We start from the raw sequence: 14,705 nt of genomic DNA, 5'->3' as shown, positions 1-14,705 counted from the left end.
TCCATACGATTGACGGCGATATTCACTTGTTCAATGCCGGAGCTTTGACCTTGTGCCGCTTCACTGATGTCAGACATTTTGTTGCTGACCTCTTCAACCATATTGACAATTTCTTGCAGTGTCTCGCCGGATTCAGCGACCAACTCCGCACCATCTTCTACTTTTTTGTTCGTATCGCGGATCAGCTCTTTGATTTGTTTGGCGGCCTCTGCCGAACGCTGTGCGAGGTTTCGTACTTCGCCTGCCACAACAGCAAACCCACGGCCTTGTTCACCTGCACGTGCTGCCTCTACGGCTGCATTAAGCGCCAGCAAGTTTGTTTGGAAGGCGATTTCATCAATGACACCAATAATGTCGGAAATCTTATTACTGGCTCCGCTGATTTGATCCATGGCGGTGATGGTTCTCATCACCACATTTCCTCCTTCACGAGCTTTTAGTCGTGCGTCTTCACTCAATTTGTTGGCGACTTTGGCATTGTCTGCGCTTTGTTTAACCGTATCGGTCATGCTTTCCATGCTTGCTGCAGTCTCTTGTAGCGATGTTGCCTGCTCTTCGGTGCGTTGACTTAAATCTCGATTACCTGATGCGATTTCATTGGAAGAGTTGGAAATGGTTTCTGATGCGAGGCGGATATTGTCAATGACTTGAGTCAGCCTATCAATGCTGGCATTGGTGTCGGCTTTCAGTTGGGCAAAGCGACCGTTGTAGCTTTTTTCAATTCGTTGTGTGAGGTCGCCTTTGGCCATTGCACTTAAAATGCGCTGCACGTCTTCGAGTGCGGCGTCGGTATTGTTGGTCAGAGAGTTCAAGCCTTGTGCGAGTTTGTACAAGAACCCTTTCTTGTCATCGAGAGAAAGTTGTTTAGAGAAGTCTCCGCGTGTCGCGGCCTCTACCATCTGATCAATTTCACGCTCTATGGCGACTTCAGCGGTGCGGTCTGTCCACTCTATAACGGTACCAATTCTTTCATTGTGTTCGTCAATAATCGCATTGACAGCAATGGCCATAATGCGATTACCAACGGGCATTTGCATTTCATGTGTGTCATCAATATGTTCGAGTAATTGTCGCTGATGCGCAGGATTCTTATGAAAGAAATCAATGTTCTGCCCGAGGATGTCATCGGGGTTAAAGTGCGGGATCACCTGAGCAAAATCATCTCTTGCTTCTCTCAGCAATGCCTGAGACGCACTATTGAGGTAAATGATGTCGAAATTTCTGTCTGCAATCATAGTGTTGGTAGAAACGTTGTCCAGCGCCTGACGAACACGAGCATTCTCCTCCGCTTGAATTTTCGCATCATGCTCGAGGTTTGCTTTTATTCGTTCAGAAGCTTCTACATTTTCTAGGGAAGTGTTGGTTGCCTGCTTGATCGATAAGAGATCGCCACGAAGATCAGTTTCAATACGATGACTGAAATCGCCTTCTGCTAAGCCCTCCATCACTTTTTTTATGTCACCAATTGCTGCTTGCATACTATCCATCAGCGTGTTGAATGCATCAGCAGATTGGCCCAGTTCGTCTTTGGTTCTCACCACGACTCGTGCTGAGAAGTCTCCAGTTAGCGCAACGGCTTCCAAGTTTTCAGTTAGTTTCAACACAGGGTGAGTGAGCGACCTCGTCACCACAAGTGCAATCAACGTGATGATCATTACACCGGACAGCAGCGCAATACCAATCATCCATTTCATGGTGCTGACTTGGCTAAAGGCTTCTGATTCGTCAATTTCGGCTACAAGTGCCCATTTTTTGTCGCCAAATTCAAGAGGCGTGTATGCAGTTAAAACAGAGATACCCCGATAGTCATTGATGATGTCAAAACCTGTTTCACCTGCGATAGCTTTTAAGGTGGCGATGGTTTTGATGCTTCCTTCTTCAGGTGTGGCAAATGAAGCATTAACGGAATGACTGATATCGGACAAGAACGAATCTGATCGCATCAAAAAGTCAGATCCTACAAGATAAGTCTCACCGGTTTCCCCCATGCCTGTGCGCTGCAACATGATATCGTTAATTTCTGCGACAGAAAGCTGCAATACGGCTACCGCGAGAGTGTTGCCGCCTAAATCAGTGATTGGAGCGCCAATGAGTGCGGCAGGTTTGTTGTCGTGAGGAGCATACCGCTGATAATCTTGAACACTAATGTCGTTACTGGAAACGACATTTCGAAACAAGGTGGCGAGGGGACTGTTCTTTAACGGCCCTGAAATGAGATTCGCGCCAAGGTCGGATCTTTTTTGTGCGGTGTAAACCACGTGACCAGTGTCGGCTTGGATAATGAAAACGTCGGTATAGCCGTAGACATTGACATAATCACTGAGGGTTTTTCCGTTGACGCTCCAGATTTCTTCGTATTCATATGTGTCAGTAGGAAAGGGATCATCACGTTCGACATCTTCATCTGCAGCGTAGAATTGAAGCAATTTTTGAATTTGCTTGGTGTCTTCACTGCCGGAAAGGATCATCGTGTCTTTGCGAGCACGACTAAAATAGGACTCGATTTGATCCTTTTTAACTTCTCGCATACTGACAAGCTGTGCAAACGCTTGATCTTGTAACGCAGCACTTGATGTTGTAAGTGCCAAATACCCAACAACAAGAATGGGTAATACGCCAGTGAACAAGAAGATAAGAAGTAGCTTTACTTTTAGCTTTGCAAACATTCGAGACCCTTTTTTTTACCAGCGAGTGCGATGTCAGCATACTCTCGCTTTTCGTTTCATTGTGTTCAGTGACTCACCGAAAAACTATTTGACTGACCAATGTGAAGGCGTGACTTCGATTTCCCACAGTGGCATGTTGGCCATTCTAAATGGTGAGTAATTCACGTTTCTATTGACGGCTAACACCTTGTTTGGCGTTGGGACAAACAACATGTACCCGTTGTTATATGCATGACGCATGATTTTGTCAGAGACGTCATCAAACTCAGGTGTTCCCGCCGATTCGCGGAACATCTTTTCGATGTATCCATCCAAAGTGCTGTCTGGGAAGATGGTGCTCCACGCATTGTGTGTGCGATAGACAAAAAATGCCGACCAGGGGTGGTTGTAATACCAATCGTCATTACCCCAAACGAGGAGATCCCAATCTTCAGTGTTCTTTTTAGCGTTAGTAGTAAGCAACTGACCAAAGACATCTTTCTCACTAGATGTGATGGTGAAATTGAGTTTTACGCCAACTTTGCGTAAGTCACGGTCGATACCTTTCCAGATGTACATAAAACGGTCTTGCGTATATACGTTGAGTTCAAGTCCATCTAAAGTTTTCTTGAGCTCGTCACGAATGGATTTGGGGTTTTGCACTTCAGAATAGGCTTTGAGGTTTTTCACCACTTTGTCTACACCAGGATAGAGAGGCGCAGCGAGTGTTGGGCTTATCTGACCTTCGCCTGCGTAGTTCTTTTCAAGTAAGCGGCGTTGGTCTATTGCCTTGTTGAGAGCGACACGAACATCTTTGTCAAGAAGGCGCTTGTTGCCCGTTCGCATGTTGATGTGAATAGCGATGTTGTTGGTTGACGGTGCACTCACAAGTTTGGCAAATCGTGATTGTTCGACTCGTTTCTTCTCAGAAAAGGGTATTGGCATAATGTCGAGAGCGGCATCGTTATCAATAGCCATCTCTAGTGCTTGGTTGGAGTCGAGCTCGGTATAGACGGTCACCGTTTCAATCTTTGGAAATTCAGAATTCCAATAGTTAGGATTAGCCACTAAAACTGCTTTGGGTGTTTGACGATCACCTTCAATGTACCCTTCTTTGAGAATGTAGGGCCCCAAGCCGTAAGGGCCTGGTTCGGCAAGGTTCGGGCATGTTGGTTTGCCGTTCCAACCAAATTTGTCGAGATAGGCTTGGGTGTAGAACTGAATCCAAATAGCATCGTTTAGGAATTGACCATACTTTTCTGTGAGATGAAATCGAACGGTGTAGTCATCTACTTTTTCTGCGCGATCAAAAACCGTGTCTATTTTCGTAAATAAAAACGGGTCTTCCTTGAAAAATTTCATGTTCATTAATACCGCGTCGGCATTAAATGGTGTGCCATCTTGAAACTTCACACCCTGTCGTAAATTGAACTCGTAGGTTGTGTCGTCAACTTTTCTATGTGAAACCGCCATGTCGTAGTCCCAACCGCGATCGTTATTTGCAGGTCTCAGAAGCGCGCCATTGATCGAATGTGAAATATATAAGTAAGGAAGGCTGGGAATAAAGACTTTCAAATGTGAGCCGGGTTCTGGTGCTGCCAAGGACACCATCGGGGAAATGATGAATAACGAGATAACGCTTTTGACGAGTGAGTTAACAAGTTTCATATTGACTACCTTGATTTACCATCTGACAGTTAAAAGTCGGTGTATTGGTTTTTCTCCTTAAAAAGTGTAGTTAATCAAAGACTCATTTATGAGAGCGTTGAATCATAAATAAATCTATTTAATTTATCTTCTTGAATTTTTTGGATTTATTTTTATATTGGCGTGAATGATTGAAGCCATGTTGAACCGTGTACTTTTCCAGTAAGAAAAGCATGATGTTTTCTCTAACTATCTGAAAAGTAAAACGCACAGGACACAGGCAAGACGCTATGATTGTTAGGTATGTCAAACAAACGTTTCGGAGAAGAATATGAAGGTTATTGCTTTTGCCGCTTCCAGCAGTAAAGCGTCAATTAATAAGCAGTTGGTCACTCACGCGGTTAGCATGATTGATGGTGCTGACGCTGAGATCTTGGATCTCAATGATTACGAACTTCCCTTGTTCAGCGTTGATCGAGAACAGGAGTTAGGCCAGCCAGAAAAAGCTAAGGCGTTTTTCGCGAAAATTGGCGAAGCGGACGCGCTGGTTATTTCGTTTGCGGAGCACAATGGGTCTTATAGTGCGGCTTACAAAAATGTGTTCGATTGGGCGTCTCGTATTAATCAAAAAGTCTTTCAAGGTAAGAAAGTGGTGATGCTATCAACATCGCCAGGGCCGGGCGGGGCGAAAAATGTACTTGCTGCGGCGTCAGCGTCATGCCCTCATTTTGACGGTGATTTAAAAGCATCACTGTCGATCCCTTCGTTTTTTGACAACTTTGATACGGAAGTGGGTGTTTTAAGCAATGACTCCCTTTCAGTCCGACTTGCTGAAGCGATGCAAACTCTTCTCTGATCCCATCTTTACTGCATTGGCGGGCAAATAACCGCCTTTGTTGTCTTGTCGCATTTTGTAACATCTTAATTCTGCATATCTACAATTCTGTCGCAATTTTGTGTGTCGTACAGCTTTCAGAAAGGATAGCTTGGCATACTAGGGTCGGCTTGCCATTTTGTTGCTACATATGTCATTTTACTGCAACAAATGTCACGTCTTATTTTGGCGATGAGCCCAATAATATCACTATAAATTATCGCTATTCTTTTTTGCGTTTGTCTCAATGCAAACAGGTTAGGTGAGGAGAGAAAAATGATTAAACGGAAGTTATTGCTTCCTGCGCTGATTAGCGCATCAGTGCTTGTAGGTTGTGGTGGGCAAGAAGCTCAACAGAAGGGTGGCTTCTTGCCTATCGTTGATATCCAATCTGCTGAAGTGATTGATTATCAGCCACAACAAACGTTTGTCGGACGAACCGAAGCGATGGAGGATGTCAGCATTGTTCCTCAAGTTTCTGGTTACTTAACCGAGCGATATTTTACCGAAGGTGAAATGGTCATAGAAGGCCAACGTCTTTTCCAAATTGACCCCGCTATTTATCGCGCGAAGGTCGCCAGTGCTGAGGCATCTGTGGCGCAAGCAGAGGCTGGCGTGACGAATACCGCGTTGGATTTTGAACGTGGGAAAGATTTGTTACCTCGTGGAGGTATTAGCCAATCTGAGTTTGACCGTTTGACCGCAGTAAAGCTGCAAGCTGAAGCCGCCTTGAAGGCAGCGCAAGCGCAACTGCAAGCCGCTGAAACTGACATGTCTCACACCGAAATCGTCGCGCCATTCACTGGGCGTATCAGTGAAAGCTTGGCCAGTATTGGTGATTTGGTTTCTCCCTCCACTGGCGTTCTCACCACCATCGTTAGCCTTGACCCGATGCAGGCATCATTTTCTATGAGTGAGAAGCAACGTCTGGCTGCGGGTGCTGACAGAATGTCAGGCAACGGCGAGGGCGGCGCAAAACGTGTTGAAGTGTTCCTAAGTATGGGTAATGGGTACGACTATGAGCATGCTGGTAAGTTGGACTACGTCGGTAACCGCATTGACGTTAACACGGGCACCATTGCGCTGCGCGCAAAATTTCCTAACCCGAGTTATCGCCTGCTTCCGGGGCAATATGTTGAAGTTATCGTCAAAGAAAAAGCCACCACGCCACACATTGTTGTGCCGCGTTTGTCGGTTCAGACCGATCTAGAAGGTGATTTCGTGATGGTACTGAAAGAAGGCAATGTCGCTGAGCGTCGTAACGTGAAGCTTGGCCCTCAAACGGAAAAAGGTGTCATTGTATTAAGCGGCCTAGTAGAAGACGAGCAAGTGTTAACCAAGGGTTTGCAGCGTGTTCGAAATGGCATGACAGTTCGCCTTCAAGGCCAAGGGGCATAAGCTGATATGTTAAGTCGCTTTTTTATTAACCGCCCAAAATTTGCGCTGGTTATCTCCATCATTCTGACGCTCTCAGGTCTCATCGCATTGTTGAACCTGCCAGTTGCTGAATACCCTCGAATCAGTCCACCTTCTGTTAGTGTGACGGCGTTTTACGCAGGTGCCAGTGCTGAGGTGGTTGAGCAAGCCATCGCAGACCCGATAGAAACGTCGGTCAATGGCGTGGAAAACATGATCTACATGTCTTCCAAAAGTGCTAATGATGGCTCTTACAGTTTAAACGTGACCTTTGATATCGGCACTGACCCTGATATGGCACAGGTCAACGTACAAAACCGTGTTGCACAAATAGAATCAAAGTTGCCGCAAGAAGTGCGTCAGATTGGTGTCACGGTGAAGAAGCGTTCGCCGGACTTGTTAATGGTACTGAACTTCTATGCGCCGGACGGCAAATACGATGAACAGTTTCTGGTTAACTACATCAACCTGAATGTCAAAGACCAAATTGCACGTGTCAAAGGCATCAGTGATGTCAATGTGCTTGGTGGTGGCGAATACTCGATGCGTGTTTGGCTTAACCCAGAAAAAATGGCCAATCTAGGTATCACCACGTCAGATGTGCGTTCTGTGCTTGCTGAGCAAAACGTTCAGGTTGCCGCGGGTGATATTGGCGCGCCGCCATTCAACAACGCACAAGAAATGACGTTCAAACTGGTGACACAAGGTCGTCTGAGCTCGGTGGATGAGTTTAAAGACGTGGTTGTTCGCGCAAATGCGGACGGCACCATGGTGTACCTGAAAGATATCGCTGATGTGTCCTTGGGCCGCAAGTCTTACTCGGGTAACGGCAACTTCCGCGAACAGCCTGCCTCTATCGTGATCTTGAACCTGCAATCTGACGCTAACGCGCTGGAAAGTGGGGGGATGGTCATGGAGCGTTTAGAACAGCTCTCTCAGAGCTTCCCTGAAGGAATGAGCTATGAGACCAGTTATGACACGACGCTGTTTGTCTCTGAGTCTATCAAAGGCGTTGTTGTCACGCTGATAGAAGCGATATTGCTGGTTATTGCGGTGACCTACCTATTCCTTGGTAGTTTCCGTTCTACTTTGATCCCCGTTGTCGCGATTCCTGTGTCACTTGTGGGTACGTTTGCCATCATGTTGGCGGCGGGCTTTACCATCAACACCGTGACGCTGTTTGGTTTGATTTTGGCTATCGGTATTGTGGTGGATGATGCCATTTTGGTTATCGAAAACGTTGATACCAACATGGCAAAAGATCCGTCTTTGACGCCTCGCCAAGCGACATTGCTTGCGATGAAGGAAGTGACGGGTCCCATTATTACGTCGACGATGGTGTTGCTGGCCGTGTTCTTACCCGTGGCAATGTTGCCGGGTATTACCGGGATCATGTACCGCCAATTCGCATTGACGATATGTATTTCCGTTCTGATCTCGTCAATTAACGCACTGACCTTGTCACCTGCAATGTGCTCCCTTGTGCTCAAGCAAGGTAAAGATAATCACGCGCGTTGGTTTACGGCATTTAACCGTGGCTTAGAAAGCGTTACTAACAAATACGGCGCGATTGCAGGCTTCTTAGTCCGTAAAACTGCGGTGTTGGGTGTGCTATTTATCGTTGCAGTCAGTGCGGCAGGTTACTTTGCCACAACCACATCAACAGGTTTTGTACCGCAAGAAGATAAAGGTGTTCTGCTGATCAACGTTCAGCTACCGGATGCGGCGTCTTTGTCACGTACAGAGGAAGTGACCAGAAAGCTGAATGACATTGTGACCAGCGAACCGGGTGTTGAAGGGGCTACCGTTGCTAACGGCTACGCATTCTTGACGGGTGCTTCTGCATCAAACGGTGCGTCAATGTTTGTGAAATTGAAGGATTGGGAAACGCGTCAAGCACTTGATGGTGACCACTCCTCGTTTGACATTATTAACCGAATCAATGGGGCTGCTGCCATGCAGTTACCGGAAGCGATTGTGTTCACTATGGGTCCACCTGCTGTTCCGGGGATGGGACCGGCGTCTGGCTTCGAGTTTGTATTGGAAGATACGCTTGGCCGAAGTCGTGGTGATTTGGCCATGGTGTCACAACAGTTGATGGAAGCGGCTAACCAGCAGCCGGAAATTGCGAGTACGTTTAGTACGTTCCGCGCGAATGTTCCGCATTTCTACGTTGATATTGACCGTGAGAAAGCCAAGCAACTGGGTATTCCTCTGTCCGAAATTTTCACTACGCTTCAAGGCAACTTGGCGTCGATGTATGTGAATGATTTCAGTTTGTACGGCAAGAGCTACCGTGTGACGATTCAGGCTGATGCGGATTTCCGTAACGATTTGGATTCATTGAGTCGTTTCCATGTTCGCTCTAACTCGGGTGAAATGATCCCACTGGGTACTTTGATTGATATCGAGCAGGTGTTCGAACCGGATGTCGCATGGCGTTACAACATGTATCGTTCTGCTGTCATCCAAGGGTCACCTGCGCCAGGCTACTCGTCAGGTGATGCGATTGAAGCGATGGAACGTGTTGCGGCAGAACAACTGCCACAAGGTTACCAATATGAGTGGACGGGAATGGCCTATCAGGAGAAACAGGCAGGCAGTTTGGCGATCTATGCCTTTGGTCTTGCGCTGATCTTCATCTACCTGTTTATGGTGGCACAGTATGAAAGTTGGACGATTCCACTGGCGATCATTCTGGTGGTTCCGGTTGCAACCTTGGGTTCCTTCCTCGCTCTCGCTGCCACTGGCACACCGCTTAACTTGTACGCGCAAATTGGTCTGGTTCTGTTGATTGCGATGGCCGCTAAAAATGCCATTTTGATCGTTGAATTTGCTAAAAATGAGCGTGAACAGAATGAACACCCAATTAGTGACTCTGCAGTGATGGGCGGCAAGCTGCGTTTCCGCGCGGTGAACATGACGTCTTGGTCATTCATTCTCGGCATCATGCCGTTAGTCTTTGCGAGTGGGGCGGGTAACATCAGCCAGAACTCACTGGGTATATCACTGGCAGGTGGTTTGCTCTGCGTGTTGTTGGCGGGTACGTTCTTTATCCCTGGCTTCTTTGCCATTATCCAGCGACTGCGTGAGAAATATCACGGCGGCTCCACTAAGTTGATTGAAGTGGAAGACGAAAAATAATCAAGCGAGCGCTATGACCGCCGAATGCGGCCAAGTTTGATATGAAAAAGGCATCCTCGGATGCCTTTTCTTTTTTGTTTTCATTTATACCAATTAGGATAAGTATTCAGTCATTCTTGCTGGTTAAAGTCGGCAATAGCTGTGTCAGAAATTTTATAATTGGAATAAAGAGTCACTGGGATTTATTCCTTGCTCTTGACGATTGTTCCTGCGCAAAGTATGACCGCTTGCTTAACCCTATGGGGATTAGGTCTGTGGCAGGTTCGTTTTTGCTTTCACCTTTATCAGACCCTCTGTGATTGAAACAACCAACCCCAGCCAAATTAAACCAAAGCTCACGGCTTTAATGCTGTCGAATGTTTCATGGAAGATTAACACCGCGAGGAGAAACTGCAGGCTGGGTTCGATGTATTGCATGAGTCCAATCATCGACATTTTTGCGTGCTTCACGGCTTCTGAGAAGAAGAACAGCGGTGCGAGTGTGATTGGCGCTGCGCCAAGATAAAGCAGTAGCGTCGACATCTCGCTAGATACCGCGACACTGGTTCCTGTGGCCATTTTGTAGGCCATATATCCCGCTGCAAAAGGAAATAAAACGATGGCTTCGACGAATAGGCACGAAATAGCATCATATTTCACATAGCGTTTGCACCAGCCGTATAGTGCGAAAAATACCGCCATCAATACGGCTGCAACAGGCACTTCACCGTATTGCCACACCTGATAGTTCAACCCTAACGCACCAAAGACAACCGCGGCTTTTTGACCAAAGCTTAGCGTCTCTTTAAATGCCAAGACGCCAAGTGCGATAACCAGTAAGGGGTTAATGAAAAAGCCTAGGCTTGCATCTAACACTCGGTCGTTTGTCATCGCCCATGTAAAAGCACTCCAAGATATACACATCATGACCGATGCTAATGACGCGAAAGCAAAAGAGCGTTTGTCTGCGGTCAATGTTTGCCAATTAAGTGAGCGCCCGCGACGACTCTGCAAAATGATGAGTAAAAATGGTACGGATGCAGCGATACGCAAGGCGAGCAGTTCATCCATTGCCGCGTTAGGGAGAAGCTGATAATAGAGCGGCATCGCGCCCCATAACAGAAAGGCAATCGCCGCCATCACGTTACCAAAACGTGTCGGATTCATAGAATAGTACCTGGATGAAAAATAGTCAGAAGAAGCGGGATTTTATAGCGAGAATGGCAATTGTAAAGCATTTGATAGGAAGAAATAACGGTTTAAATCGAAGTGTGGTTACCAGGTCAAGTAATAGGGCATTTATGCTTTTGATTTCCATATAAATATAATAAATAACAGGGAGTTAGTCACCAATATTTAACATTGATATTGAAGTTTTTATACATAATTCTTCGTATGGGAACGGCTATTAGTAAGGTGGTTTTTTGCAGTTATGAAGCCGCATGAAAGGATCATGCGGCTAACGTGTATTTATGGGATATTTTCGATTTCTTCTGCCATATCAATCAATCTACCCAATATACGTTCGCCGTCAGCGCGAAGGCCGTTATGTTCGTATTCGTTGGTGATCCAGGCGCGACTGTTAGGAATGTTTCGCAGTGTTTCGCGGGAATAATCCATCTCCACGTACATGTCGTCTGCGTATACCGCACAAGCGACGGGAACCATGTTCGCGTTGAGTGCGTCCACGTCATACAACGCAGGCCAATCCGATTTAGCGGCAAGCAATTCCGCCGCGCCTTTTAGTGGAACCAGATTTTGAAGTTGGTCAAACATCCACGGATATACCATTTCGCCCGTGAACAAAAATGGTGTTTCGGGTGAATAGTTAAATGCCGGAAACTCTGTATTGCGAACGCGATGGGCAGACCAATCAGAGGATTGATCTTGGTTGTAAATCGGTTCATGTAGGAAGGCATAAATAGGGTTGGTCTGATAGCTTTGTTCGGCCAACATCGCTTGTAAAAAGGCATAGCTGAGCGCCTTGCCGGTAGCGGTATTGACGAATGCGTCTTCGAGCAAATAATACATCGGCAAGTTTGCACCACTACGGCCAAGATTGATGCCAATTTGCTGGAATTGTTCCACAGTAAACGTCTGACCGTTCGGCAATTTAACGTCACTGGATGTTAAGTGAGTAGCGATCTCTTTGCAGCGTGTTTGGGCGCTTGGGAACTGTGCAAAGAAAGCCTCATTCTTGTCTAGCACGCGTTGATAGGTGGCACGGTAAACGTCATCGGCAGGGCGAGTTAACGAAGGTACACCACCTGTAATGTATACGCGGCTCAGGCTGTTTGGATAGAACGACAAATAAGTGAGTGCACAGAAACCGCCAAAGCTTTGACCTAAAATTGACCATGTTTTGATGCCGAACTGCTCACGAATGGCTTCTGCATCGCGAACAATATTGTCGGCGCGAAAATGTGAGATAAGTTCCGCTTGGTCACTCGAGGATAAGTCGGCAAGTGTCTGAAGTGTGAGTGGGGAACTGAGCCCCGTGCCACGTTGATCTAACAAGAGAACACGGTATTGTTGCAATGCACGCTTTAGCCAACCGCTCCGACCGTCTGGTCGCGGGGAAGGGAAGCCTGGGCCACCTTGAAAATACACCAGCCAAGGCAGGGAGCCTGCATCACGGTGATGCTCAACGACTTCTCGAGCAAAAACGCGAAGTGTTGTGCTGTTTTTGTCATCGTAATTTAGCGGTAAATCAAAGTGGTGTTGACGATAGACCAAGCCATCATCGATAAAGGTTTCTTGCATGACTTTTTCCTCTCGTCTTGGACGGTTTCATCACTGACTTTAGCGTCTCTCTGCTTGCTAAGAAACCGTGGAGACATGGCTTGTTGAATTTTCGGCATCTATCTCAGATGACATGATGAGCCTAGCAAGCGTATCACGTGCTTGATGGCTGCCTTCGTTGTTGAATTTGATGCCCAGTTGAATCCCTTCACCACTGCTGGTGACCGTCACTACTGTCCCTTCAAACATGATGGGCGTATCAAATAGCGCGTTGATGTTAAAACGCACTGACTCGCCAGGCTCGATAAATTGACTGTTCGACACTCTGATGGCGCATCCGCCCAAAGAGAAATCGGCAAGTTTTGCTAATGTGCCTCTGCCATTAATTTCGACCTGCACAATGCGAGATACGGTGTAGCGTGCAAATCTGCGCATGCGGTGAATGCCGACAGAATCTGGAATGGCAATCGCGAGCATCTTTTCGGGCCTGTGCATCACGCTAAGAATATGGGATTTGAACGCAAATATTTCGCCATAACGTGACGAAGAGATACCGCGCACAATGACTTGCCAGCCAGAAGGGTCGGACAGCAATTTACTCAGTTCAGGGTCGCTTGGTGTTTCAAGAAGCAGATACTTTCGATCACGATAGCCAATGAGGCGGGAGGACCCGCTAAAGGCTTTGATATTATCTTTGTATCTCAGTTCAAACGTGAGAGCAGTGCCAACGGGGATCGTTGGCAAAAAGGCCGCAGCCGAAAGTGTGTCGGTGGTTTTCATTCTGTTATACAAATCAACATATTGAATTGAGTCGCGAAATTAGAAATTGCGTTAATCATTTCTCAAATTTACGACACGTATTTTGGCAGGGATGGTGCGTCTAAATGAACAATTAGTCAATAGAATGATTGGCGGTATAATAGTGATGCATGTCAATGAAAGTGCCAGATTTACAGTAGCTCTGTGTTGTTGTTAATAGTTAATTACACTGGTGTGGCTTTTCAATCAACTTATGTTTTCGGTCTGTTTTTGTTTATCTCGCACCCCCCGCTAGCACAAGGTTCACAGCGTGACTTGCCTGTGAGCAACCATGAGATGCGATAACGGTTCTTGGCAAAAGTTAGATAGGCTTTATCTGCAAACCAACGAATGACAGGAAGGCGAAGTAAACCAATCCAACGTTTTCTACCCACCCGTTTCCAAGCCTGATGTGTCACGTCTAACCCTAGTAATACTCGGCCATCGTGAAATTTGCCATGCAAAATTTCACGTGCATCATCAGGGATAATATCTGGATAACGTTCGGTAAAATCAGACGCTAAAATGTCTTCAAAATGAAGTGAGCCATTCGTGTTTAAGGTGCGGAGTTGGTTCATCTCGGCCACACATAAAGGGCAACTTCCATCGTAGAAAAGTGTGAATAGCATTGTGCGTGTCCTAATCATGAGTTCTTCATTGATACGCAGTTGATTTATATTCGGATCGTCACCATACCAAACAGTTAGTTATTATCGGAAAAACGGAGCAATGTGAATGGAATTCTATCACGCGTTTATTACCCTGACTTTAGTCCATCTATTGGGGGCAGCGTCGCCAGGACCTGATTTTGTGATGGTTTCACAACAATCACTTGTGCATGGTCGCCGTGCAGGGTTGCTCGTTAGTCTTGGTATTGCGCTCGGCCTTTCTGTTCATATTATTTATTCATCTATTGGCCTCGCGACTGTGATCAGTGACTCTGCGATTGTCTTGTCGGTAATGAAGTATTTAGCCGCAGCTTATCTGATTTATCTCGGTGTGAAGGGTATTCGAAGTAAAGCAGCAGTAGGCGATGATGAGCAGTCTGTGCCAGTGAAAGCACGCTCCACGGCGAAGCTGATTTCGATGGGCTTTGTTTGTAATGCGTTAAACCCGAAAGCACCATTGTATTTTCTCTCTGTATTCACCTTGGTGGTTTCACCGGACATGCCCACCTTTGAGCTTTTCTTGCTGGGTATATGGATGATGTTTGTTCAATTGGCGTGGTTCAGTTCAGTGGCGCTTGTTCTGTCGAAACCGTCTGTCCAAGCCAAATTCAAACGTGTTGGGCATTGGGTAGACAGAGTATTAGGTTCGGTGATGTTAGCATTTGGTCTGAAACTACTGTTTACCAGTTCATCGAAATAGCGTGTGTGAAGATGACAGAAGAAAGCCCCGCTCGGGGCTTTTTTGATCGTGATAGAGCCTCTAAGAATGAAACTAAGTGAAGCATGGTCCCC

The 14,705-nt window shown here is 46.4% G+C and carries 10 protein-coding genes; 4 read left to right on the top strand and 6 right to left on the bottom strand.

Annotated elements, in window-relative coordinates; all coding sequences use genetic code 11:
• Together A1OO_RS16655 and A1OO_RS16650 are read right to left on the bottom strand one after the other, a co-directional pair.
• A partial coding sequence (locus tag A1OO_RS16655) for a methyl-accepting chemotaxis protein (protein ID WP_026023917.1) occupies positions 1 to 2,666 on the bottom strand: 2,666 nt, incomplete at its 3' end.
• Positions 2,667 to 2,750: 84 nt separating this feature from the next.
• Positions 2,751 to 4,313 carry an ABC transporter substrate-binding protein gene (locus A1OO_RS16650; protein WP_016959659.1) on the bottom strand — a complete coding sequence of 521 codons (1,563 nt, stop codon included), beginning with the start codon at positions 4,311 to 4,313 and terminating at the stop codon, positions 2,751 to 2,753.
• 310 nt (positions 4,314 to 4,623) lie between these two features.
• On the opposite strand from A1OO_RS16650, the gene A1OO_RS16645 reads away from it, so the two are divergent.
• From A1OO_RS16645 to A1OO_RS16635, 3 genes are all read left to right on the top strand, one after another.
• Positions 4,624 to 5,148 carry an NADPH-dependent FMN reductase gene (locus tag A1OO_RS16645; protein ID WP_016959658.1) on the top strand — a complete coding sequence of 175 codons (525 nt, stop codon included), beginning with the start codon at positions 4,624 to 4,626 and terminating at the stop codon, positions 5,146 to 5,148.
• A gap of 294 nt (positions 5,149 to 5,442) precedes the next feature.
• Positions 5,443 to 6,564, top strand: coding sequence for an efflux RND transporter periplasmic adaptor subunit (locus A1OO_RS16640; RefSeq protein ID WP_017003749.1), 1,122 nt, complete (start codon positions 5,443 to 5,445; stop codon positions 6,562 to 6,564).
• A gap of 6 nt (positions 6,565 to 6,570) precedes the next feature.
• Positions 6,571 to 9,726, top strand: coding sequence for an efflux RND transporter permease subunit (locus A1OO_RS16635; RefSeq protein ID WP_017003748.1), 3,156 nt, complete (start codon positions 6,571 to 6,573; stop codon positions 9,724 to 9,726).
• Between the two features lie 246 nt (positions 9,727 to 9,972).
• Here the strand turns inward: A1OO_RS16635 and rarD are convergent, their stop codons facing one another.
• From rarD to A1OO_RS16615, 4 genes are all read right to left on the bottom strand, one after another.
• On the bottom strand, positions 9,973 to 10,872 hold the full coding sequence (rarD, locus tag A1OO_RS16630; protein ID WP_017003747.1) for an EamA family transporter RarD: 900 nt from the start codon (positions 10,870 to 10,872) through the stop codon (positions 9,973 to 9,975).
• Positions 10,873 to 11,175: 303 nt separating this feature from the next.
• Positions 11,176 to 12,468, bottom strand: coding sequence for an alpha/beta fold hydrolase (locus tag A1OO_RS16625; protein ID WP_017003746.1), 1,293 nt, complete (start codon positions 12,466 to 12,468; stop codon positions 11,176 to 11,178).
• A 57-nt stretch (positions 12,469 to 12,525) separates the two neighbouring features.
• Entirely contained in the window at positions 12,526 to 13,227 is a 702-nt protein-coding gene (locus A1OO_RS16620; protein ID WP_017003745.1) for a flagellar brake protein, read from the bottom strand.
• Positions 13,228 to 13,457: 230 nt separating this feature from the next.
• Complete coding sequence (locus A1OO_RS16615) at positions 13,458 to 13,874, bottom strand: thiol-disulfide oxidoreductase DCC family protein (RefSeq protein ID WP_017003744.1); 417 nt, start codon at positions 13,872 to 13,874, stop codon at positions 13,458 to 13,460.
• A 106-nt stretch (positions 13,875 to 13,980) separates the two neighbouring features.
• On the opposite strand from A1OO_RS16615, the gene A1OO_RS16610 reads away from it, so the two are divergent.
• On the top strand, positions 13,981 to 14,613 hold the full coding sequence (locus tag A1OO_RS16610; RefSeq protein ID WP_016959651.1) for a LysE family translocator: 633 nt from the start codon (positions 13,981 to 13,983) through the stop codon (positions 14,611 to 14,613).
• Positions 14,614 to 14,705 lie beyond the last annotated feature (92 nt).

It is taken from the genome of Enterovibrio norvegicus FF-33 (assembly GCF_000286835.2).
GTDB classification, from domain to species: Bacteria; Pseudomonadota; Gammaproteobacteria; order Enterobacterales; family Vibrionaceae; genus Enterovibrio; species Enterovibrio norvegicus_A.
The sequence above is the reverse complement of the archived record's forward strand: the minus strand, read 5'-3'. Positions and strand labels throughout refer to the sequence as shown.